21 protein-coding genes are annotated in these 20,090 nt (G+C 71.8%); 16 read left to right on the top strand and 5 right to left on the bottom strand.

From position 1 onward, the window contains the following. The first annotated feature begins 23 nt into the window (after positions 1-23). From PKC53_RS08780 to nagZ, 10 genes are all read left to right on the top strand, one after another. Positions 24-1,457, top strand: a complete 1,434-nt coding sequence (locus tag PKC53_RS08780; protein WP_324428096.1) for a DegQ family serine endoprotease — start codon at positions 24-26, stop codon at positions 1,455-1,457. A 634-nt stretch (positions 1,458-2,091) separates the two neighbouring features. Then, positions 2,092-3,900 (top strand): translation elongation factor 4, encoded by a 1,809-nt coding sequence (gene lepA / locus PKC53_RS08775; RefSeq protein WP_324428095.1) that lies wholly within the window; start codon positions 2,092-2,094, stop codon positions 3,898-3,900. Then, positions 3,900-4,865 carry a signal peptidase I gene (gene lepB / locus PKC53_RS08770; RefSeq protein WP_324428094.1) on the top strand — a complete coding sequence of 322 codons (966 nt, stop codon included), beginning with the start codon at positions 3,900-3,902 and terminating at the stop codon, positions 4,863-4,865. Before lepA ends, lepB begins: the two co-directional genes overlap by 1 nt. A gap of 18 nt (positions 4,866-4,883) precedes the next feature. Then, entirely contained in the window at positions 4,884-5,255 is a 372-nt protein-coding gene (locus PKC53_RS08765; RefSeq protein WP_324428093.1) for a DUF4845 domain-containing protein, read from the top strand. Positions 5,256-5,281: 26 nt separating this feature from the next. Then, positions 5,282-5,986: a ribonuclease III gene (gene rnc, locus PKC53_RS08760; RefSeq protein ID WP_324428092.1), complete on the top strand. Its 705-nt coding sequence runs from the start codon at positions 5,282-5,284 to the stop codon at positions 5,984-5,986. Beyond that, positions 5,983-6,888, top strand: coding sequence for a GTPase Era (gene era, locus PKC53_RS08755; protein WP_324428091.1), 906 nt, complete (start codon positions 5,983-5,985; stop codon positions 6,886-6,888). Before rnc ends, era begins: the two co-directional genes overlap by 4 nt. A gap of 4 nt (positions 6,889-6,892) precedes the next feature. Further along, a complete protein-coding gene (recO, locus tag PKC53_RS08750; RefSeq protein ID WP_324428090.1) occupies positions 6,893-7,681 on the top strand; it encodes a DNA repair protein RecO in 789 nt (262 codons plus the stop codon). A 28-nt stretch (positions 7,682-7,709) separates the two neighbouring features. Beyond that, positions 7,710-8,495: a pyridoxine 5'-phosphate synthase gene (locus PKC53_RS08745; RefSeq protein WP_324428089.1), complete on the top strand. Its 786-nt coding sequence runs from the start codon at positions 7,710-7,712 to the stop codon at positions 8,493-8,495. A gap of 6 nt (positions 8,496-8,501) precedes the next feature. Continuing rightward, the gene (gene acpS / locus PKC53_RS08740) at positions 8,502-8,912 is read left to right on the top strand and encodes a holo-ACP synthase (protein ID WP_324428088.1); all 411 of its coding nucleotides are present in this window, start codon (positions 8,502-8,504) and stop codon (positions 8,910-8,912) included. Beyond that, positions 8,909-9,967 (top strand): beta-N-acetylhexosaminidase, encoded by a 1,059-nt coding sequence (nagZ, locus tag PKC53_RS08735; protein WP_324428087.1) that lies wholly within the window; start codon positions 8,909-8,911, stop codon positions 9,965-9,967. Before acpS ends, nagZ begins: the two co-directional genes overlap by 4 nt. 35 nt (positions 9,968-10,002) lie before the next feature. On the opposite strand, the gene PKC53_RS08730 is transcribed toward nagZ, so the two are convergent. Next, positions 10,003-12,912, bottom strand: coding sequence for an Rne/Rng family ribonuclease (locus PKC53_RS08730; RefSeq protein WP_324428086.1), 2,910 nt, complete (start codon positions 12,910-12,912; stop codon positions 10,003-10,005). 665 nt (positions 12,913-13,577) lie between these two features. Here PKC53_RS08730 and PKC53_RS08725 point away from each other — a divergent pair. The 5 genes from PKC53_RS08725 (at position 13,578) to PKC53_RS08705 (ending at position 16,929) form a co-directional block, all read left to right on the top strand. Then, the gene (locus tag PKC53_RS08725; RefSeq protein ID WP_324428085.1) at positions 13,578-14,504 is read left to right on the top strand and encodes an RluA family pseudouridine synthase; all 927 of its coding nucleotides are present in this window, start codon (positions 13,578-13,580) and stop codon (positions 14,502-14,504) included. A gap of 37 nt (positions 14,505-14,541) precedes the next feature. Beyond that, positions 14,542-15,207, top strand: a complete 666-nt coding sequence (locus PKC53_RS08720; protein ID WP_324428084.1) for an HAD-IA family hydrolase — start codon at positions 14,542-14,544, stop codon at positions 15,205-15,207. Next, entirely contained in the window at positions 15,200-15,628 is a 429-nt protein-coding gene (locus PKC53_RS08715; RefSeq protein ID WP_324428083.1) for a Rieske 2Fe-2S domain-containing protein, read from the top strand. The genes PKC53_RS08720 and PKC53_RS08715 overlap by 8 nt, the downstream gene beginning before the upstream one ends. Further along, complete coding sequence (locus PKC53_RS08710) at positions 15,625-16,638, top strand: S49 family peptidase (protein WP_324428082.1); 1,014 nt, start codon at positions 15,625-15,627, stop codon at positions 16,636-16,638. The genes PKC53_RS08715 and PKC53_RS08710 overlap by 4 nt, the downstream gene beginning before the upstream one ends. A 96-nt stretch (positions 16,639-16,734) precedes the next feature. Continuing rightward, entirely contained in the window at positions 16,735-16,929 is a 195-nt protein-coding gene (locus PKC53_RS08705) for a (2Fe-2S)-binding protein (RefSeq protein WP_324428081.1), read from the top strand. 23 nt (positions 16,930-16,952) lie between these two features. On the opposite strand, the gene lysM is transcribed toward PKC53_RS08705, so the two are convergent. Then, on the bottom strand, positions 16,953-17,456 hold the full coding sequence (gene lysM, locus PKC53_RS08700; RefSeq protein WP_324428080.1) for a peptidoglycan-binding protein LysM: 504 nt from the start codon (positions 17,454-17,456) through the stop codon (positions 16,953-16,955). 78 nt (positions 17,457-17,534) lie between these two features. Continuing rightward, positions 17,535-18,113 (bottom strand): DUF2242 domain-containing protein, encoded by a 579-nt coding sequence (locus PKC53_RS08695; protein ID WP_324428079.1) that lies wholly within the window; start codon positions 18,111-18,113, stop codon positions 17,535-17,537. Positions 18,114-18,209: 96 nt separating this feature from the next. Between PKC53_RS08695 and PKC53_RS08690 the strand changes: the two genes are divergently transcribed. Then, on the top strand, positions 18,210-18,881 hold the full coding sequence (locus tag PKC53_RS08690) for a DsbA family oxidoreductase (protein WP_324428078.1): 672 nt from the start codon (positions 18,210-18,212) through the stop codon (positions 18,879-18,881). A gap of 17 nt (positions 18,882-18,898) precedes the next feature. Here the strand turns inward: PKC53_RS08690 and PKC53_RS08685 are convergent, their stop codons facing one another. Both PKC53_RS08685 and PKC53_RS08680 read right to left on the bottom strand, forming a co-directional pair. Next, complete coding sequence (locus PKC53_RS08685) at positions 18,899-19,372, bottom strand: DUF1854 domain-containing protein (RefSeq protein WP_324428077.1); 474 nt, start codon at positions 19,370-19,372, stop codon at positions 18,899-18,901. Positions 19,373-19,383: 11 nt separating this feature from the next. Further along, on the bottom strand, positions 19,384-20,090 hold a 707-nt coding region (locus tag PKC53_RS08680), incomplete at its 5' end, for an ATP-binding cassette domain-containing protein (RefSeq protein ID WP_324428076.1).

The following is a 20,090-nucleotide window of genomic DNA, read 5'->3' as shown; positions in this document are numbered from 1 at the left end:
GATTCGATCGGGAGAGTTCGTCGATGTCCATGTTCCAGCCGTCCAAGCGCATCGCGGCCTGTGCCACCCTTGCCGCGGCACTGGTGCTGTCGTGGCCCGCGTCGGTCGCCGCACAGCAGGTCGTGCTGCCCGACTTCACCGAACTGGCCGAGCGCGTGAGCCCGGCGGTGGTGAACATCCGCACGCTCGAGCGCGGGCGCCAGGTGTCCCGTGCGCTGCCCGAGCTGGACCCCAACCTCGAGGAGTTCTTCCGCCGCTTCGGGATCCCGCTGCCGGGCCGGCCCGGACCGCGCGGTGCGCCGGGGGACGACGAACCGGCACAGCGTGGCGTCGGCTCTGGCTTCATCATCAGCGCCGACGGCTACGTGATGACCAACGCGCACGTGGTCGAGGGCGCCGACGAGGTCATCGTCACGCTGCCCGACCGCCGCGAGTTCAAGGCCAGGATCGTCGGGTCGGACCGGCGCACCGACGTCGCGGTGGTCAAGGTCGACGCGAGCGGGTTGCCGGCGGTGAAGATCGGCGACGTCAGCAAGCTCAGGGTCGGCGAGTGGGTGGTCGCGATCGGCTCGCCGTTCGGACTCGAGAACACCGTGACCGCGGGCATCGTCAGCGCCAAGCAGCGCGACACCGGCGACTTCCTGCCGTTCATCCAGACCGACGTCGCGATCAACCCCGGCAACTCGGGCGGTCCGCTGCTGAACCTGCGCGGCGAGGTCGTCGGCATCAACTCGCAGATCTACAGCCGCTCGGGCGGCTTCATGGGCATCTCGTTCGCGATCCCGATCGACGAGGCGGTGCGCGTGTCCGAGCAGCTGCGCCAGCACGGGCGTGTGATTCGCGGGCGCATCGGCGTGCAGATCGCGCCGGTGACCAAGGAGGTCGCCGAGGCGATCGGCCTGGGCGAGGCGCGCGGCGCGCTGGTGCAAAGCGTCGAGAGCGGTGGCCCGGCCGACAAGGCCGGCATCGAGGCGGGCGACATCATCGTGCGCGTCGACGGCAAGGCGGTCGACAAGTCGATCGACCTGCCGCGCATGATCGGCGGCACCGCACCCGGGACGCAATCGAAGGTGCAGGTCTTCCGTCGCGGCAGTTACCGAGATCTGAGTGTCGCCGTGGCGGAGTTCGAGCCCGACCGTCCGCGCCGCGTCGCGCAGACGACGACGCCGGCGCCGGCGCAGACCACCGCGATCGGTGTCGCCGTCAACGACCTGAGCGAGGCGCAGAAGCGCGAACTCAAGCTGCGCGGTGGCGTGGTGGTGGCTGCGGTCGAGGGGCCTGCGGCACGCGCCGGGCTGCGCGAGGGCGACGTGATCCTGTCGGTCAACAACAGCGAGATCGGCGACGCAAAGCAGTTCAACAGCGTCGTCGGCAAGGTCGACAAGGAAAAGCCGGTCAGCCTGATGGTGCGGCGCGGCGACTGGGTGAACTACCTCGTCGTGCGCCCGCGCGGCTGAACCGCGGCGCCGGTCCGGCGCCCGCGTCCGCGAGGAGTCAGGGCCACCCGCGGTCTGCGACAGATCCGAGCAGCGCAGCGGGTCTTTCCAGCATGCGGGATGGTCGCTGGCCGGATGTGGGCCACGCGTAGCGTTTGATGTGAGTGTTCGCTTTGGAACTCGCGCCAGAGGTCGAGGATTGATCGCGCCGGCGTCTACAATGATGCGTTTCAACGGCTCGTTTCTCTCATCGAAGGGGTACCACTGAGCGTGCGAGCGCTCACACCATGGAACGCACCGAACCTGTGGATTTTCTGTTGACAACATTCGCCTGTTGGCGGGCTGCAACGGCCGCAAATCAAGCATTGGCGCGGTCTCCAGCCCGGTCCTTTTGGCTACAATAAAAGCCCAACAAGCAGTTGCCATACGTTTTGTTGGAAGGCGCGTCACCTCTTCGGCGCGCCTTATTTTTTTGCCCTCGGCGCACGCCGCGGGACGCGGTGCGAGCGCTTCGTCGTGCAGCGTCGCGGCCCCGTGATCGATCGCGCGACACGCCGGCCGAAGCCACGCGCGACCGAATGAACCGCTGGCGCGCCGGCGCGATGCGGCTCCCGTCGTCGCGTCGCCCTCCGGCCGTCATGCCCTGCCCAAACCGATGGACCACATCCGCAACTTCTCCATCATCGCCCACATCGATCACGGCAAGAGCACGCTCGCCGACCGCCTGATCCAGCGCTGCGGCGGGCTGTCCGACCGCGAGATGGAGGCGCAGGTGCTCGACTCGATGGACATCGAGCGCGAGCGCGGCATCACGATCAAGGCGCAGACCGCCGCGCTGCACTACACCGCGCGCAATGGCAGGACGTACCAGCTCAACCTGATCGACACGCCCGGGCACGTGGACTTCTCGTACGAAGTCAGCCGCTCGCTGTCGGCGTGCGAGGGCGCGCTGCTGGTGGTCGACGCCAGCCAGGGCGTCGAGGCGCAGACGGTGGCCAACTGCTACACCGCGCTCGACCTCGGCGTCGAGGTCGTGCCGGTGCTCAACAAGATGGACCTGCCGCAGGCCGACCCCGAAGGCGCGAAGCGCGAGATCGAGGACGTGATCGGCATCGACGCGTCCGACGCGATCCCGTGCTCGGCGAAGACCGGCGAGGGCATCGACGACATCCTCGAGGCGGTGATCGCCCGCATGCCGTCGCCGCGCGGCAACCCCGACGGACCGCCGCGCGCGATGATCATCGACGCCTGGTTCGACAACTACGTCGGCGTGGTGATGCTGGTGCGCGTGGTCGACGGCGAACTGAGGAAGGGCGACCGCATCCGCCTGATGGCCACCCACACCGTCTACCCGCTGGAGCAGATGGGCGTCTTCACGCCCAAGAGCGAGCCGCGCGAGCTGCTGCGCGCCGGCGAGGTCGGCTTCCTGATCGCCGGCATCAAGGAGCTCGCCGCGGCCAAGGTCGGTGACACCGTGACGCTGGAGAAGAAGCTGCCGAACAACGCCGGGCCGGCCAGCGAACCGCTGCCCGGCTTCAAGGAGATCCAGCCGCAGGTCTTTGCGGGCCTGTACCCCACCGAGGCGAGCGAGTACGACCAGCTGCGCGACGCACTCGAGAAGCTCAAGCTCAACGACTCCAGCCTGCGCTACGAACCCGAGGTGAGCCAGGCGCTGGGCTTCGGCTTCCGCTGCGGCTTCCTCGGGCTGCTGCACATGGAGATCGTGCAGGAGCGCCTCGAACGCGAATTCGACCAGGACCTGGTGACCACCGCGCCCAGCGTGGTCTACGAGGTGGAGCTGAACGACGGCACCGTGCTGCAGGTGGAGAACCCGAGCAAGATGCCCGACGTCGGCCGTATCCGCGAGATCCGCGAGCCGATCGTGACGGTGCAGCTGTACATGCCGCAGGACTGCGTCGGCCCGGTGATGACGCTGGCCAACCAGAAGCGCGGCATCCAGGTCAACATGGCCTACCACGGCAAGCAGGTGCACCTGACCTACGAGCTGCCGCTGGCCGAGATCGTGCTCGACTTCTTCGACAAGCTGAAGTCGGTGTCGCGCGGTTACGCGAGCATGGACTACGAGTTCAAGGAGTACCGCGCCGCCGACGTCGTGAAGGTCGACATCCTGATCAACGGCGAGCGCGTCGACCCCCTGGCGATGATCGTGCACCGCTCGCAGGCGCAGTTCCGCGGCCGCGCGGTGGCGGCCAAGATGCGCGAGCAGATTCCGCGGCAGATGTACGACGTGGCGATCCAGGCGGCGATCGGCGCCAACATCATCGCGCGCGAGAACATCAAGGCGCTGCGCAAGAACGTGCTGGCAAAATGTTACGGCGGCGACATCACCCGCAAGCGCAAGCTGCTCGAAAAGCAGAAGGCCGGCAAGAAGCGCATGAAGCAGATCGGCACCGTCGAGGTGCCGCAAGAGGCCTTCCTGGCCATCCTCCAGGTCGAAGACTGATGAGTTCCCTCACCGCGGTGCTGTACGGCGCGCTCGCCATCTACCTGGGTGGCTGGTTCATGGGCTACTGGATGGGCAACTTCGCGCTGCTGCTGCTGCTGCTGTCGCTGGTCACCTTCACGTACTGGCTGGCCGAGAAGCTGTACTTCAGGCCGGCGCGCGTCGCGGCGGCCGCGCGGCTCGAGCAGCAGGATGCGCAGCGCCGCGCCGAACTGCAGAGGATGGGCATCGACAAGGTCGACGGCGACCTTGCCGAGGCGCGCCAGCGCGTGCTCGCGCAACCCTGGTGGCTCGACTGGACCGCCGGCCTGTTCCCGGTCATCGTCGCGGTGTTCCTGCTGCGCTCGTTCCTGTTCGAGCCGTTCAAGATCCCGTCGGGGTCGATGATTCCGACGCTGGCCATCGGCGACCTGATCCTGGTCAACAAGTTCCACTACGGCATCCGCCTGCCGGTGGTCAACACCAAGGTTGTCGCCAACCACGAGCCGCAGCGCGGCGACGTGATCGTGTTCCGCTACCCCGTCGACCCGCGCGTGGACTACATCAAGCGTGTCGCCGGACTGCCCGGCGACGAGGTCAGCTACCTGAACAAGCGGCTGGCGATCAACGGCGTCGAGGTGCCGCTGACGCCGCTGCCCGAGTTCTACGACGACGACAGCATGCGCTACGCGCTGCAGTTCTCCGAGAAGCTCGGCGAGGTCGAGCACCGCATCCTGGTCGACAAGGACCGCCCGGGCTTCATCCCGGCGGTCGCCTCGTTCCCGCACCGAGACGCCTGCCGCTACAGCGCCGAGGGCGTGAGCTGCACCGTGCCGCCCGGCCACTACTTCGTGCTCGGCGACAACCGTGACAATTCGCAGGATTCGCGCTACTGGGGCTTCGTGCCGGACCGCAACATCGTCGGCAAGGCCTTCTTCGTGTGGATGAATTTCGGTAACCTCGGACGCATCGGCAGCTTCCACTGAACCACAGGGAGATCGGGCATGCACGCAGGAGGGAGACGTACGGGCGCGCGCCAGCGCGGCATCTCGCTCATCGGGCTGCTGTTGTGGGCCATCGTCGTCGCTTTCGTCGCGCTCGTCGCGCTGCGGGTGGTGCCGACGGTCAACGAGTACCTGACGATCCAGCGCGCGGTCAACAAGATCGCCACCGAGGGTGCGACCACCGTGCCCGAGATCCGCGCCGCGTTCGAGAAGCAGAAGGAGATCGAGTACTCGATCTCGTCGATCTCGGGCAAGGACCTCGAGGTGACGAAGGAGAACGACCGCGTCGTCATCCGCTTCGCCTACGACAAGGAGGTCGAACTGATGTCGCCGGTGTTCCTGCTCATCAAGTACGAAGGGCGCTCGCGCTGAGCGCCGCGCCGGCGCCCACGCCACGCATGGACCCGCGACTCGACGCCCTGCAGCAACGCCTGGGTCATCGCTTCGCGCAGCCCCTCCTGCTGGTGCGCGCGCTGACGCACCGCAGCTTCGGCGCCGACCACAACGAGCGGCTCGAGTTCCTCGGCGACGCGGTGCTCAGCGCCGCGGTCTCGGCGCAGTTGTTCGAGCGCTTCGCCGGATCCGACGAGGGCGATCTGACGCGCGTGCGCGCGCACCTGGTGCGCGAGGAAAGCCTGCACCGCGTCGCGCTCGCGCTGGGCCTGCCCGAAGTGCTGCGGATGTCCGACGGCGAGGCGCGCGGCGGCGGCGCGCAGCGCCCGTCGATCCTCGCCGACGCGCTCGAGGCGCTGATCGGCGCGGTGTTCCTCGACGGCGGCTTCGACCCGGCGCAGGCGATGGTGCGGCGGCTGTTCGGCGAACTGATCGCCGGCACCGACGCCGGCAGCTGGAGCAAGGACGCGAAGACCGAACTCCAGGAGTGGCTGCAGGCGCGCAAGCTGCCGGTGCCCGCCTACCGCATCGTCGCCACGCGCGGACAGGCGCACGCGCAGACCTTCGAGGTCGAGTGCGCGGTGGCCACGCTGGGGCTCGCCGAGCAGGGGCGCGGACGCTCGCGCCGCGCCGCCGAGCAGGAGGCCGCCGGGCGCATGCTCGACACGCTCAAGGCCAGCGACCGGGCGGGTGGACCGCTGAGAAGTTGAGCACCGCGCAACCCCAGCGCTGCGGGCTGGTGGCCATCGTCGGCCGGCCGAATGTCGGCAAGTCGACGCTGCTCAACGCGCTGGTCGGGCAGAAGGTGAGCATCACCTCGCGCAAGGCGCAGACCACGCGCCACCGCATCACCGGCGTTCGCACCGAGGGTGACACGCAGTTCGTGTTCGTCGACACGCCGGGGTTCCAGACGCGACACGGCTCGGCGCTGCACCGCACGCTCAACCGCACCGTGGTCGCGTCGCTGGTCGACGTGGACGTCGTGCTGTTCGTCGTCGAGGCGGGCCGCTTCGGCCTGGAGGACGCGAAGGTGCTGGCGCTGCTGCAAGGCGGCGCGATGCAGGGCAAGCCGGTGCTGCTGGTGGCCAACAAGGTCGACGCGGTGCACCGCAGGAGCGAGCTGCTGCCGTGGCTCAAGAGCATGGGCGAGCGCGCCGACTTCGCCGAGTTCGTGCCGCTGTCGGCGAAGAAGCCGGCCGACGTCGAGCGGCTGCTGGGCATCGTGCGCCCGTACCTGCCCGCGCAGCCCTGGTTCTACGACCCCGAGCACCTGACCGACCGCAGCGAGCGCTTTCTGGCCAGCGAGATCGTGCGCGAGAAGCTGTTCCGCCTGACCGGCGACGAGCTGCCGTACGCGTCGACGGTGTTGATCGACCGGTTCGAGGAGGACGGCGCGCTGCGCCGCATCGCCGCGACCATCGTCGTCGAGCGCGACGCGCACAAGGCGATGGTCATCGGCGAGGGCGGCGAGCGCATCAAGCGCATCGGCACCGAGGCGCGGCACGACCTCGAGCGCCTGCTCGACGCGAAAGTGCACATCGAGCTGTGGGTGAAGGTGCGCTCGGGCTGGGCCGACAGCGAGGAACACCTGCGCAGCTACGGCTACGAGTGAGCGCATGAGCCGAGCGCGCCGCGCCGCCGCCGCGCCGCTGGCGGCCTACGTGCTGCACCGCTGGGACTGGAGCGAGTCGAGCCTGATCGTCGACCTGTTCACGCGCGAGCTCGGCCGCGTGGTCGTCGTCGCGAAGGGCGCGAAGCGGCCGACCTCGCAGCTGCGCCCGGTGCTGCTGCCGTTCCAGCGGCTCGCGGTCACGCTCGGCCGCGGCGCGGCCGACGACCAGGCCGCGGCCGAGGTCCACCCGCTGCGCGCCGCCGAGTGGGCCGGCGGCGCGCCGCTGGCCGGCGGCGCGGCGCTGCTGTCGGGCTTCTACCTCAACGAACTGCTGATGAAACTGCTCGCGCGCCACGACGCGCACGCGACGCTGTTCGACGCCTACGCCGACACCCTCGCCGCGATCGGCGCCGACGAGACCGCCACGCAGGCGGCGCTGCGGGCGTTCGAGCTGGTGCTGCTGCGCGAGATCGGCCTGCTGCCCGACCTGTCGATGGCCACGCCGACGCAGCAGGCGCTGCAGCCGCGGGCGGCGTACGTGCTGCACGCGGAGACCGGGCTGGTCGAGGCGAGCGGCCACGGTGCGTCGCTCCACGGGCACGGCTGGGTCGCGCTGCAGGCCGCGCTCGACCGCCGCGGCGTCGACGCGCTGCGTGCCGCGTGCCAGGCGCACGGTGCGCCGCTGCGCACGATGCTGCGCGCGGTGCTTCACTATCATCTGGGCACGCCGTCGCTGCGCACGCGCGACCTGGTGCGCGAGTTGCAGCGACTCGCCGCCCCGCGCCGGCCCTGATCGACCTGCACACCACCGAGCCCGCCCGATGAACCCGCTCGTCGCCCCCGAAGCGTGCGCCCGCGACGCGCGCACCGCGCTGTCGGTGAACCTGAACAAGGTCGCCCTGCTGCGCAACACGCGCCACCTCGGCATCCCCAGCGTCACGCGTGCGGCGACGATCGTGCTCGACGCCGGCGCGCAGGGCGTCACCGTGCACCCGCGCCCCGACGGCCGCCACATCCGCGCGCACGACGTGCACGAGCTGGCCGAACTGCTGCGCGATCGTCCGCACGCCGAGTACAACATCGAGGGCAACCCGCTGCACAACCTGATGGACTTCGTGCGCGCCGTGAAGCCGCACCAGGCCACCTTCGTGCCCGACACCGAGGGGCAGTTCACGTCCGACCACGGCTGGAACCTGCCGGCCGATGCCGCCACGCTGCGCCCGCTGATCGACGAGTGCCACGCGCTGGGCGTGCGCGTGAGCCTGTTCATGGACCCGCTGCCCGAGGCGATGACGCACGCGCGCGCCTCCGGCGCCGACCGCGTCGAGCTCTACACCGAGGCCTATGCGCGCGCCCACGGCACGCCCGTGCAGGCCGACATGCTCGCGCGCTACGCAAGCGCCGGCGAGGCGGCGCTGGCGGCCGGGCTGGGGCTGAACGCCGGGCACGACCTGAACCGCGACAACCTCGCCGATTTTCTGCGCGCCGTGCCCGGTGTGCGGGAGGTGTCGATCGGCCACGCGCTGATCGCCGACGCACTCGAGCTGGGCTACGCCGAGACGGTGCGCGACTACCAGCGTTGCATCGGGCGCGCGTTCGCGCGCTGACGCGCCGTGGCCATCTACGCGATCGGCACCGACATCGTCGACCTGCGCCGCATCGCCGCCACGCTCGAGCGGCGCGGCGAGCGCTTCGCCGAGCGGGTGCTGGGACCGCACGAGCTGCGCGTGTACCACGCGCGGCACGCGCGCTCGGCGCGGCGCGGCCTCGCGTTCCTGGCCACGCGCTTCTCCGCCAAGGAGTCGTTCTCGAAGGCGATCGGGCTGGGCATGCGCATGCCGATGACCTGGCGCGCCTGCGAAATCCTCAACCACCCGAGCGGACAGCCGTACGTGCGCCTGCACGGCGAGCTGGCCGAGTGGTTCGATGCGCGCCACCTTCGCGCGCACGTCACACTCAGCGACGAGAGCGACTACGCGACCAGCGTCGTCGTCGTCGAGACCCTGGAGAACCCGTCGCCATGACTGTCCACGCCCCCGTCGTGCTCGACGTCGCTGGCACCGAGCTGAACACCGACGACCGCCGACGCCTCGCGCACCCGCTGGTCGGCGGGCTGATCCTGTTCGCGCGCAACTGGCGCGACCGCCGGCAGCTCGTCGCACTGACCGCCGAGATCAAGACGCTGCGCCCCGACCTGCTGATCTGCGTCGACCACGAGGGCGGGCGCGTGCAGCGGTTCCGCAGCGACGGCTACACGCACCTGCCCCCGATGCGAAGCCTCGGCGAGCTGTGGATGCGCGACGCGATGGCCGCCACCGACGCCGCCACCGCGTGCGGGTACGTGCTCGGCAGCGAGCTGCGCGCCTGCGGCGTCGACCTGAGCTTCGCGCCGGTGCTCGACCTCGACCACGGACCGAGCACGGTGATCGGCGACCGCGCATTCCACCGCGACCCGCGCGTGGCGACGCTGCTGGCCAAGAGCCTGATGCACGGGCTGCTGCTCGCCGGCATGGCCAACTGCGGCAAGCACTTTCCCGGCCACGGACACGTCGCCGCGGACAGCCACGTCGACGTGCCGGTCGACCGTCGCGCGCTGGCCACGATCCTCGCCGACGACGCCCGGCCCTACGAGTGGCTCGGCACCAGCCTGGCCAGCGTGATGCCGGCGCACGTGATCTACCCGAGGGTCGACGCCCGGCCCGCCGGCTTCTCGGCGCGCTGGCTGAAGGAGATCCTGCGTGGGCGGCTCGGCTTCGACGGCGCGATCTTCAGCGACGACCTGAGCATGGCCGGCGCGCGCCGGCTCGCCGGTCGCGAGCTGCGCTACGCCGAGGCGGCGGCGCTGGCGCTCGACGCCGGCTGCGACCTGGTGCTGCTGTGCAACCAGAGCGTGGACGGCGGGCGCGCCGTCGACGACCTGATCGACGGCCTCGCCGCGCAGGCCGACGCCGGCAGCTGGCGACCCGACCCCGACAGCGAGGCGCGGCGCCTGGCCCTGCTGCCGCACCTGCCGCCGCTGAGCTGGGACGAACTGATGCACCACCGCCCGTACCAGCACGCGCTCGAGCGGCTGCCCTGACGGGGCCAGCCGCCGCGCCGCGGCGCAACGACGGGTCAGTGCGCCGTCGGTGCCGCGCCCGCCGCGCCGCCCGCGAGCTCGAACGGCAGCTTCATCTGCGACAGGTCCTTGCGCGTCTCGACCAGCACCAGCGGCCCCTCGTCGACGACGATCTGCGGCCTGCGCTCGCGCGGCACGCGCACCGGCGGCGGCTCGCTGGCGATCGCCGCCTGCGCGGCGCGCACCTTGTCGAGGTCGGAATTGACCCATTCGAGCCCGGCGCGCTGCGCGACGGCGATCAGTTCGTCGGCCGGCAGCACGTAGCCCGGCACCGCGGCGACCGCCGGCGGCGCCGGTGGCGCCTCGACCGCAACCACCTCGAGCACCACCTCCTGCGGCACGGCGGGCGGCACGACGGCCGCGGTGCGCACCGCCGGCGGCGCTGCGACCGCGTCCACGGCGACCTCCGCGGCGGGCTCGCTCGTGGCCTCGACCGCGGTGTCGACCGCGGCGCCTTCCGCGGCCTGCTCGCCGACGTCGACGGCGGTCACCTCGTCGCCGTCGCGACGATCGCGGCGACCGCGACGGCGGCGGCGTGCCCTGCGCTCGCCGTCAGCGTCGGCTTCGCCTTCGCCGGCTTCGATTCCGGCTTCGACCGCCTCGGCGGCGACCACCGCGGCTTCGGCCGACCGTTCGACGTCGGTCGGCGGCATCGTCTCGACCGCCTCCTCGGCGACGGTCTCGGCGTCGAGCGACTCGTCGGCGCCCGGCACCTCGGCGCGCGCCGCGTCGCGGCCGCGGCCGCCACGACGCCCGCGGCGCCGGCGGCCGTCGCGCGCGGCGCTGCCGGCGTCGCCCTCGCCGCCGGGCTGCGTGTCGACGAACGAGGCGACCGCTTCGCGTTCGCTGGCCGGCTCGGCGGCCGGCGCCACGGGCTGCGGCCGCGCGCCGCGCTGCTCGTCGACGGGCTTGGCGGCCGCGTCGGCGGGGCCGCGTCGCTGGTCGCGGCGGCCGTCGCGGCGCGCTTCGCCCTGGCGCGGCTCTTCGCGGCGCTCGTCGCCGCGTCCGCCGCGCGCCTCGCCACCGCGACCGCGACCGCCGCGGTCACCGCGGCGCTGGTCGCCGCGGCGCGGCTCGCGTGCCTCCTCGCGTGTCTCGCGCGGCCCGGGCGCCGCCTCGGCGGGCGCAGCCAGCGGTGCCCGCGCCGGCGTCGCCGCCGGCGCGGCGCCGAACAGTCTGCGGATCCAGCCGAAGAAGCCGCTGCCGGCCGCCGCAGCCGGGGCGGCCGGCGTGGCCGCCGCCGGCGGCGTCACGGGCGGCGGCGCGATCGGCGCGGGCGCCGGCTTGGGTTCGAGCGGCGCCGGCGGCAAGTCGGGCAGCACGCCCTTGATCACCGGCTCCTGCTTGGCCTTGGCCTTCTCGCGGCGCGTGATGCCGACCTCGTCGTCGGGCTCCTCGATCATCGTGTAGCTGGCGCGGTAGGCCTCGAGGCGCGGGTCGTCGTGGCGCAGCCGCTCGAGCTTGTAGTTCGGCGTCTCCAGGTGCGGGTTCGGGATCAGCAGCACGGTCACGCGCTGCTTGAGCTCGATCTTCGTGATCTCGGTGCGCTTCTCGTTGAGCAGGAAGCTCGTCACCTCCACCGGCACCTGCACGTGCACGGCGGCGGTGTTCTCCTTCATCGACTCCTCCTGCACCATGCGCAGGATCTGCAGCGCGCTGCTCTCGGTGTCGCGGATGTGCCCGGTGCCGTTGCAGCGCGGGCAGGTGATGTGGCTGCCCTCGGACAGCGCGGGACGCAGCCGCTGGCGGCTGAGCTCCAGCAGGCCGAACTTGGAGATCGAGCTGAACTGCACGCGCGCGCGGTCCTGGCGCAGCGCGTCGCGCAGGCGCTGCTCGACCTCGCGGCGGTTCTTGCTCTCCTCCATGTCGATGAAGTCGACGACGATCAGCCCGCCGAGGTCGCGCAGCCGCATCTGGCGCGCGATCTCGTCGGCGGCCTCCAGGTTCGTGCGCGTGGCGGTCTCCTCGATGTCGCTGCCGCGGGTGGCGCGCGCGGAGTTGACGTCCACCGACACCAGCGCCTCGGTGTGGTCGATGACGATCGCGCCGCCCGAGGGCAGGTTGACGGTGCGCGAGAACGCGGTCTCGATCTGGTGCTCGATCTGGAAGCGCGAGAACAGCGGCGCGTTGTCGCGGTAGCGTTTCACCCGCGAAGCCTGGTCGGGCATCACGTGGTTCATGAACTGCTGCGCCTGATCGAAGATGTCGTCGGTGTCGATCAGGATCTCGCCGATGTCGGCGGTGAAGTAGTCGCGGATCGCGCGGATCACCAGCGACGACTCCTGGTAGATCAGGAACGCGCCCTTGCCGGCCTTGGCCGCGCCGTCGATCGCGTCCCACAGCTTGAGCAGGTAGTTCAGGTCCCACTGCAACTCGGCGACGCTGCGGCCGATGCCGGCGGTGCGCGCGATCAGGCTCATGCCCTTCGGGTAGTCGAGCGCCTCGAGGTTCTCCTTCAGCTCCTCGCGGTCCTCGCCCTCGATGCGCCGGCTCACGCCGCCGCCGCGCGGGTTGTTGGGCATCAGCACCAGGTAGCGGCCGGCGAGGCTGACGAAGGTCGTCAGCGCGGCGCCCTTGTTGCCGCGCTCCTCCTTCTCGACCTGCACCAGCAGTTCCTGGCCTTCCTTGATCGCGTCGCCGATCTTCGCGCTGCGCGCCTCGACGCCCTCGCGGAAGTAGTTCTTCGAGATCTCCTTGAACGGCAGGAAGCCGTGGCGGTCCTCGCCGTAGTCGACGAAGCAGGCCTCCAGGCTGGGCTCGACGCGCGTGACGACGGCCTTGTAGATGTTGCCCTTGCGCTGCTCGCGCCCCTCGATCTCGGTCTCGAAGTCGAGCAGCTTCTGCCCGTCGACGATCGCCAGGCGCCGCTCCTCGGGCTGCGTGGCGTTGATCAGCATGCGTTTCATTGACGTGCACTCCATCGCGGCCGGCGTCGTGCGCGCGGCCGCGTTCAGGCCCAGCCGCCGGCGCGAAGCCGGCGGCAGTTCGATGCACGAGCGACCGAAGAAGAACCGGGGAGGAACTGGCCGGGGCCGCGCGCCGTCCGCTGAAGCGGTCAGTCGCGCGGCGAAGCCACGTGCGCACCGGCGGACGAGCGTGCGCGCGCCCCGTGGACGTCCCGCGGCCGCGCGGCGGCGCGCGGCACTGCGCGCGCACTCGCTCGTGGCGGGCGCGGCAGCGGTTCGGGGGACGGCGGGGGCGACAACGGACGCGCGTTCACTGGGCGCTGGCGCGAGCGGACTTGCGACCGTCGCACCGATCAACCTGGTCGATGCCGCAGGCCCGTGCGTTGCTTCCCACGGGCCCGTGGCGGGATTCTTCTGGCGGTGTCTCTTCCACCCTCGGTCGGCGGCTGCGGGGTCACGTGGGGACCGGGCCCGTCGTCGGCCGGTGGCGTTGCATCACCGGTTGTGCGTCCTCCTGGGGCGGGGCGGGTGCCCGGCTAAACTCTGACGAATCAAGCACTTACCGTTTCCAGGTGCGCGCGCGAATTATAGGGGCGGAAGCCGCCGCGGCCGGTGCGCCGAAAAAGCCGGGCCAAGCCGCGCCGATCCGGCCTTCGGCACCGCCGGTGCGGCAGGTGCTGGTCGGCGAAGGCGGCGACGGGCAGCGGCTCGACAACTTCCTGCTGCGCCTGCTCAAGGGCGTGCCGAAGACCCACGTCTACCGGCTGATCCGCAGCGGCGAGGTGCGCGTCAACAAGGGCCGCGCCGGGGCCGACACCCGCCTGGCCGCCGGCGACACGGTGCGCGTGCCGCCGGTGCGCGTCGCCGCGCCGTCCGCGACGGCGGCGCCGCCGCGCGAGTTCGCCGCCGTCCACGAGGACGAGCACCTGCTGGCGATCGACAAGCCGGCCGGCGTCGCGGTGCACGGCGGCAGCGGTGTGAGCTTCGGCGTCATCGAGCAGCTGCGCCGCGCACGGCCCGAAGCGCGGTTCCTCGAACTGGTGCACCGCCTCGACAAGGAGACCTCGGGGCTGCTGCTGCTGGCCAAGAAGCGCAGCGCGCTGAAACACCTGCAGGACCAGTTCCGCGCGCGCGGCACAGAGAAGCTGTACGCGGCGCTGGTGTTCGGCGACTGGCCGGCGCAGCGCAAGGTCATCGACCTGCCGCTGCTCAAGGGCACCGACGCGCAGGGCGAGCGTCACGTGCGCGTGGTCGGCGCCGGCCACGAGGCGGCACAGCGATCGATCTCGATCGTGCAGGTCGTGCGCCGCGTCGGCGGCTGCACGCTGCTCGACGTGCGCATCGCCACCGGGCGCACGCACCAGATCCGCGTGCACCTGGCGCATGCCGGCTGTCCGATCGTCGGCGACCCGAAGTACGGCGACTTCGCGCGCAACAAGGCGTTCGCGCGCGACCGGGGCTTCGAGCGCATGTTCCTGCACGCGCGGCGCCTGGCGTTCGACCACCCGGCCAGCGGCGATCGTGTCGTGCTCGAGGCGCCGCTGCCGGCGGACTGCGCCGCGCTGCTCGACGCGCTGGCGCAAGACCGGTGACCGGGAGACGCGCGGCCGTTGCGCGACACTTGCCGCCGTGAACGCCACCTCACGCCGCTTCGACCTCGTCGTCTTCGACTGGGACGGCACGCTGTTCGACTCGACCGCGTCGATCGTGCGCTGCATCCAGGACGCCTGCCGCGACGTCGGCGCGGCGGTGCCCAGCGACGCCGACGCGGCCTACGTCATCGGGCTCGGGCTGCACGACGCACTGCGCCACGCCGCGCCGTCGCTGCCGAGCGAGCGCTACGCCGAGCTCGGCCACCGCTACCGCCACCACTACCTGGCGCGCCAGCACGAGCTGAGCCTGTTCGACGGCACGCTCGAGATGCTCGGCGCGCTGAAGGCGCGCAACCAGCTGCTCGCGGTGGCCACCGGCAAGGGGCGGCAGGGTCTGAACGACGCGCTGGCGCATGCCCGGCTGCGCGGCGTGTTCGACGCTACCCGCACCGCCGACGAGACCGCGAGCAAACCGCACCCGCGCATGCTGCTCGAGTTGATGGACGAGCTCGACGTGCCGCCCGAGCGCACGCTGATGATCGGCGACACCACGCACGACCTGCAGCTCGCGGCCAACGCCGGCGCCGCCTGCGTCGCCGTGGCCTACGGCGCGCACGAGCCGGCGCAGCTGGTCGGTCACGAGCCGCTGGCGGTGGCGCACAGCACGCGCGAGCTGCACGACTGGCTGCTGCGGCATGGCTGACGACGCCCGCGCCGGCGACGCGGCGCAGTTCCTGTGCCGCGGCGACGAGCTCGTCGAGCGCGGCCGCGCGCTGCTCTTCGACGTGGTCTGGCGCGGCGAGCCGATGCGCGCGTTCGCGCTGCGCTTCGAAGGCCGCGCGGTGGCCTATCTGAACCGCTGCGTGCACGTGCCCAGCGAACTTGACTGGCTGCCGGGCGAGTTCCTCGACGCCGAGCGGCGCTACATCGTCTGCGCGGTGCACGGTGCGACCTACGAGCCGGCCAATGGCCGCTGCGTCGGCGGGCCGTGCGGCCGCGCGCGGCTCACCGAGGTGGCGCTCGAGGAGCGCGCCGACGGGGTGTATTGGTATCCTTCCGCGGCCCTGCGGCCGCCGCAGTTCGACGACCACGACGCCGCCGCGGCGTCCGGGAGACCGCGATGAACACCGACCCCGAAGACCCCGCCGGCGCGCCCCCGCCGAGCGCGACCGCGCCGCCTGCTGCCCGGCCCGCCCCGGCGGCCGGCAGCGCCCGCCTCGAGGACACCGTCGAGCGGCTGGTGCGCGACCTGCTGCGCGACCGCCGCAGCGAGCGCCGCTGGCGCGTGTTCTTCAGGCTCGCCTGGTTCGGGTTGTTCGTCGCGGTGGCATGGGCCATCTTCGTCGACAGCCGCCTGTCGGCGGCGCCGGCGGGCCCGCACACGGCGCTGGTCGAGGTCAAGGGCGAGATCGCCACCGATGCCGATGCGAGCGCCGAGGCGATCGTCGCCGGCCTGCGCAGCGCCTTCGAGGATGCCGGCGCGCAGGCCGTGGTGCTGCGCATCAACAGCCCCGGGGGCAGCCCGGTGCAGGCGGGCATCGTCAACGACGAGATCCGCCGGCTGAAGGCGCTGCACGGCAAGAAGCTCTACGCCGTCGTCGAGGAGGTCTGCGCGTCGGGTGCGTACTACATCGCCGCGGCCGCCGACGAGATCTTCGTCGACAAGGCGAGCCTGGTGGGCAGCATCGGCGTGCTGATGGACGGTTTCGGCTTCACCGGCGCGATGGACAAGCTCGGCGTCGAGCGCCGCCTGCTGACCGCCGGCGACAACAAGGGCATGCTCGACCCCTTCTCGCCGCAGAACGAGCGCCACGTGGCCTACGCGCAGGCGATGATCGACCAGATCCACCGCCAGTTCATCGACGCGGTGCGCGACGGCCGCGGCGCGCGGCTGAAGGAGACGCCGGAGATGTTCTCCGGGCTGTTCTGGAACGGCGAGAAGGCCGTCGAACTGGGGCTGGCCGACCGCACCGGCAACCTCGACTACGTGGCGCGCGAGGTCGTCAAGGCCGAGGAGATCATCGACTACACGCCGCGCGGCAACCTGGCCGAGCGGCTGGCCAAGCGCTTCGGCGCCGGCATCGGCGAGAGCGCGGTGCGCGCGCTCGGCGGCATGGCGCCGGCGCTGCGCTGAGCGCCGCGGCGCCGGCGATCACCGGATCGACAGTACTATTGCGAAGCATTCGCATTTGTACTAGAGTCCGATTCAGGAATCGAACCGGACCGCGTCATGATCGTCTGCCTGTGCCACCGCATCTCCGAGCGTGACATCGAGCGCCACGCGCGCGACGGCGTGACCGATTTCGACGCGCTGCAGGACGAGACCTGCATCGCGCGTCACTGCGCCTGCTGCGAGGACTGCGCGCGCGAGGTCTTCGCGAACGCCCGCGCCGCCGTGCCGCGGGCCGTGCTCGAGCCGGCCTGAGGCCGGCCCGCCCCGGCACCTCGTCAGGCCTCGGGCGGGATGCGCAGCGCCTGCCCCGGGTAGATCTTGTCGGGGTGCGTGAGCATCGGCTTGTTGGCCTCGAAGATCTGCATGTACTTGTTCGGCGTGCCGTAGAACTCCTTCGAGATCTTCGACAGCGTGTCGCCCTTGACGACGACGTAGATCTTCGACTCGGGCTGCGGCGCGACGACGGTCAGCTGGTCGTTGACCGCCGAGACACGGTCGACGTTGCCGCAGCACAGCACCACCTTCTCGCGCGTGGCCTGGTCGGCGACCTGCCCCGAGACGGTCACCGTGCCGGTGCCAGAGTCGACGTCGACCTTCAGGCCGTCGACCTTCAGCCCCATCGCGACGATGTAGTTGGCGATCGCGTCGCCGGCGGCCTTGTTCAGCCGGGCCACGTTCTCGGCGCTGGCCTGTTTCGCGGCGGCTTCCTGCGCGGCCTTGGCCTCGCCGGTGCCGAACAGCTTCTCGCCGGCCTCCTTGATGAAACTGATCAGACCCATCGGGGACCTCCTGTGCTGTGGGTGGGAATGATCGACTGTAGTCGATCGCATTGCCGTTGCCGGTGCGCGCTCGCTTGGTCAGCGCGGCGTCGCCGGTGCGTCGTCGTCGACGTCGGGCGACGGAGCGCCTAGGAAGCGGTAGACCAGCGCGTAGAAGCGGTCGTAGAAGGCCGGTTGCGTGATGGTCTGGGTGCCCACGCGCACCAGCGCCTCGTCGCCGGCGGCGAACGGCAGCGACAGCGACCCGAGCGCGCCGACGCCGACGCTGGCCGAACTGCTGCTCTTCTTCAGCGCGTAGCGTTCCTCGGTGCCGCTGACGAACACCGTCGCGATCTCGCCGCCGGGCGACTCGCGCACGCACACCACGCGCATCTCCAGGTCGACCTGCGCCTCGCGCGTGGGCTGGAACGACTTGCGGCCGCTGACGAACTCGGCGCCGGCGCTGCCGATCAGGTAGCCCTGGCTGAGCAGCGCGCGGCGCGCGGCCTCGCAGGCCTGCGCCGGCGTCGCGTCGACGAGTCGCGCGTGCGTCTCCTGCGAGTCGAAGTTCTCGAACCGCGACGCCGACAGCGGCGCCCGCGAACCGGCGCAGCCGACGATCGCCGTCGCGGCTGTGAGCGCGGCGGCAACGCGGGGCAGGCGGGGGCAGCGGGTCACGGCAGTTGGCGGGGCGGGCGGGCGCGCGGGCGCAACGGCTGCGGATGCTACGCCGCGCGCCGGCGCGATCCGCCGCCCGGGGGGACAATCGGCGTCATGACGGCCCGCACGCTGCACATCGACTTCGTCTCCGACGTGGCCTGCCCTTGGTGTGCGGTTGGCCTCGCCGCGCTCGAGCGCGCGCTCGAGGCGATGCGCGTCTCGCACGGCGACGCGCTCGAGGTCGCGCTGCAGTTCCAGCCGTTCGAGCTCAACCCCGCGCTCGGCCGCGACGGCGAGGACGCCGCCGAGCACCTGAAGGCCAAGTACGGCATGGACGACGCGCAGCTCGACGCCGCACGCGACGCGCTGCGCGAGCGCGGCGCCGCGGTGGGTTTCGAGTTCGGCGAGCGCCGGCGCGTGTGGAACACCTTCGACGCGCACCGCCTGCTGCACCACGCCGGTGGGGTCGGCGCGCAGGCGCAGCGCCGGCTGAAGCACGCGCTGCTGCGAGCCTATCACCGCGACGGCCGCAACCCGGGCGCGCCCGAGGTGCTGCTCGACGCGGCCGCGCAGGCCGGGCTCGACCTCGATGCGGCGCGCGCGGTGATCGAAGGCGATGCCTGCGCCGACGAGGTGCGCGCGGCCGAGCAGGCGTGGCTGCAGGCGGGCATCCGCGCGGTGCCTTCGGTCGTCGTCGACCGGCGTCACCTGCTGCAGGGCGCGCAGCCGCCCGAGGTGTACGCGCGCGCGTTGCTCGACCTCGCCGGCCTCGGTGCGCCGCGGTGAGGCGGCGTCCGCGCGCGTCACAAGAAGCGTTCGAGCAGCCGCCGCGAGTGGCGGTCCAGCGCGAAGCGGTCGCGCACGCGGTAGCCGACGCCGTGGCTGTCGGTGACCAGCAGCGCGTGCTCGCCGAGGCGGCGGATGTCCTCCTCGCCCTTGAGCACGAAGCGCGTCTCGCCGCGGTCGGTGTCGACGTGCCAGGTGCTCGGCGTGCCGAACGTCGACACCGCGCGCAGGCGCAGGATCTCGGGGGCGAACTCGCGCGCCGCGAGCTCGTCGTCGAGCAGTGCACGCGGCCCCGGCGGCAGTGCGTCGAGGCGGTCGATCCACAGCAGTTCGCGGCCGTCGCCGCCGACCAGCGACACGCCGGCGTCGGGCGCCGACAGCGGGAAGGCGCGCATCGGCACCACGCCGACGTGCACGCCGCCGTCGGCCAGCGTCAGCACCAGGCGGGCGTGCGCGTCGCGCTCGATGCGCCAGTCGACCGTTGCGTTCATCGGCGGCGTCGTCATGCCGCGCCCGCCGGGTGCGCCGCCGGCGGCGCCGGGGGCACGACGCGCTCGGCGAAGTCGGCCTCCTCATGGTCGACCTGCCGCGCCTGCGCCTCGTACAGGCGCCAGTAGGCGCCGCGGCGCGCGAGCAGGTCGTCGTGCGTGCCGACCTCGACGATGCGCCCGCGGTCCATCACCACCAGGCGGTCGGCGCGGCGCAGCGTCGACAGCCGGTGCGCGATGGCGATCGTCGTGCGCCCGCGCACCAGGTTGTCCAGCGCCTTCTGGATCTCCTGCTCGGTCTCGGTGTCGACGCTCGACGTGGCCTCGTCGAGGATCAGGATGCGCGGGTCGATGAGCAGCGCGCGCGCGATGCTGATGCGCTGGCGCTCGCCGCCCGACAGCCCCTGGCCGCGCTCGCCGACCAGCGCGTCGTAGCCGTGCGGCAGCCGCAGGATGAACTCGTGCGCGTGCGCCGCGCGGGCCGCCGCGACGATCTCCTCGCGCGACGCGCCCGGCTTGCCGTAGGCGATGTTCTCGGCCACGGTGCCGAAGAACAGGAACGGCTCCTGCAGCACCAGCCCGATGTGGCGGCGGTAGTCGGCCACCGCGTAGCGGCGCAGGTCGACGCCGTCGACCCGGATCGCGCCGTCGGTGACGTCGTAGAAGCGGCAGATCAGGTTGACCAGCGTGCTCTTGCCCGAGCCGCTGTGGCCGACCAGGC

This window comes from Azohydromonas sp., from assembly GCF_035325925.1.
Taxonomy (GTDB): Bacteria; Pseudomonadota; Gammaproteobacteria; order Burkholderiales; family Burkholderiaceae_C; genus Calidifontimicrobium.
The sequence above is the reverse complement of the archived record's forward strand: the minus strand, read 5'-3'. Positions and strand labels throughout refer to the sequence as shown.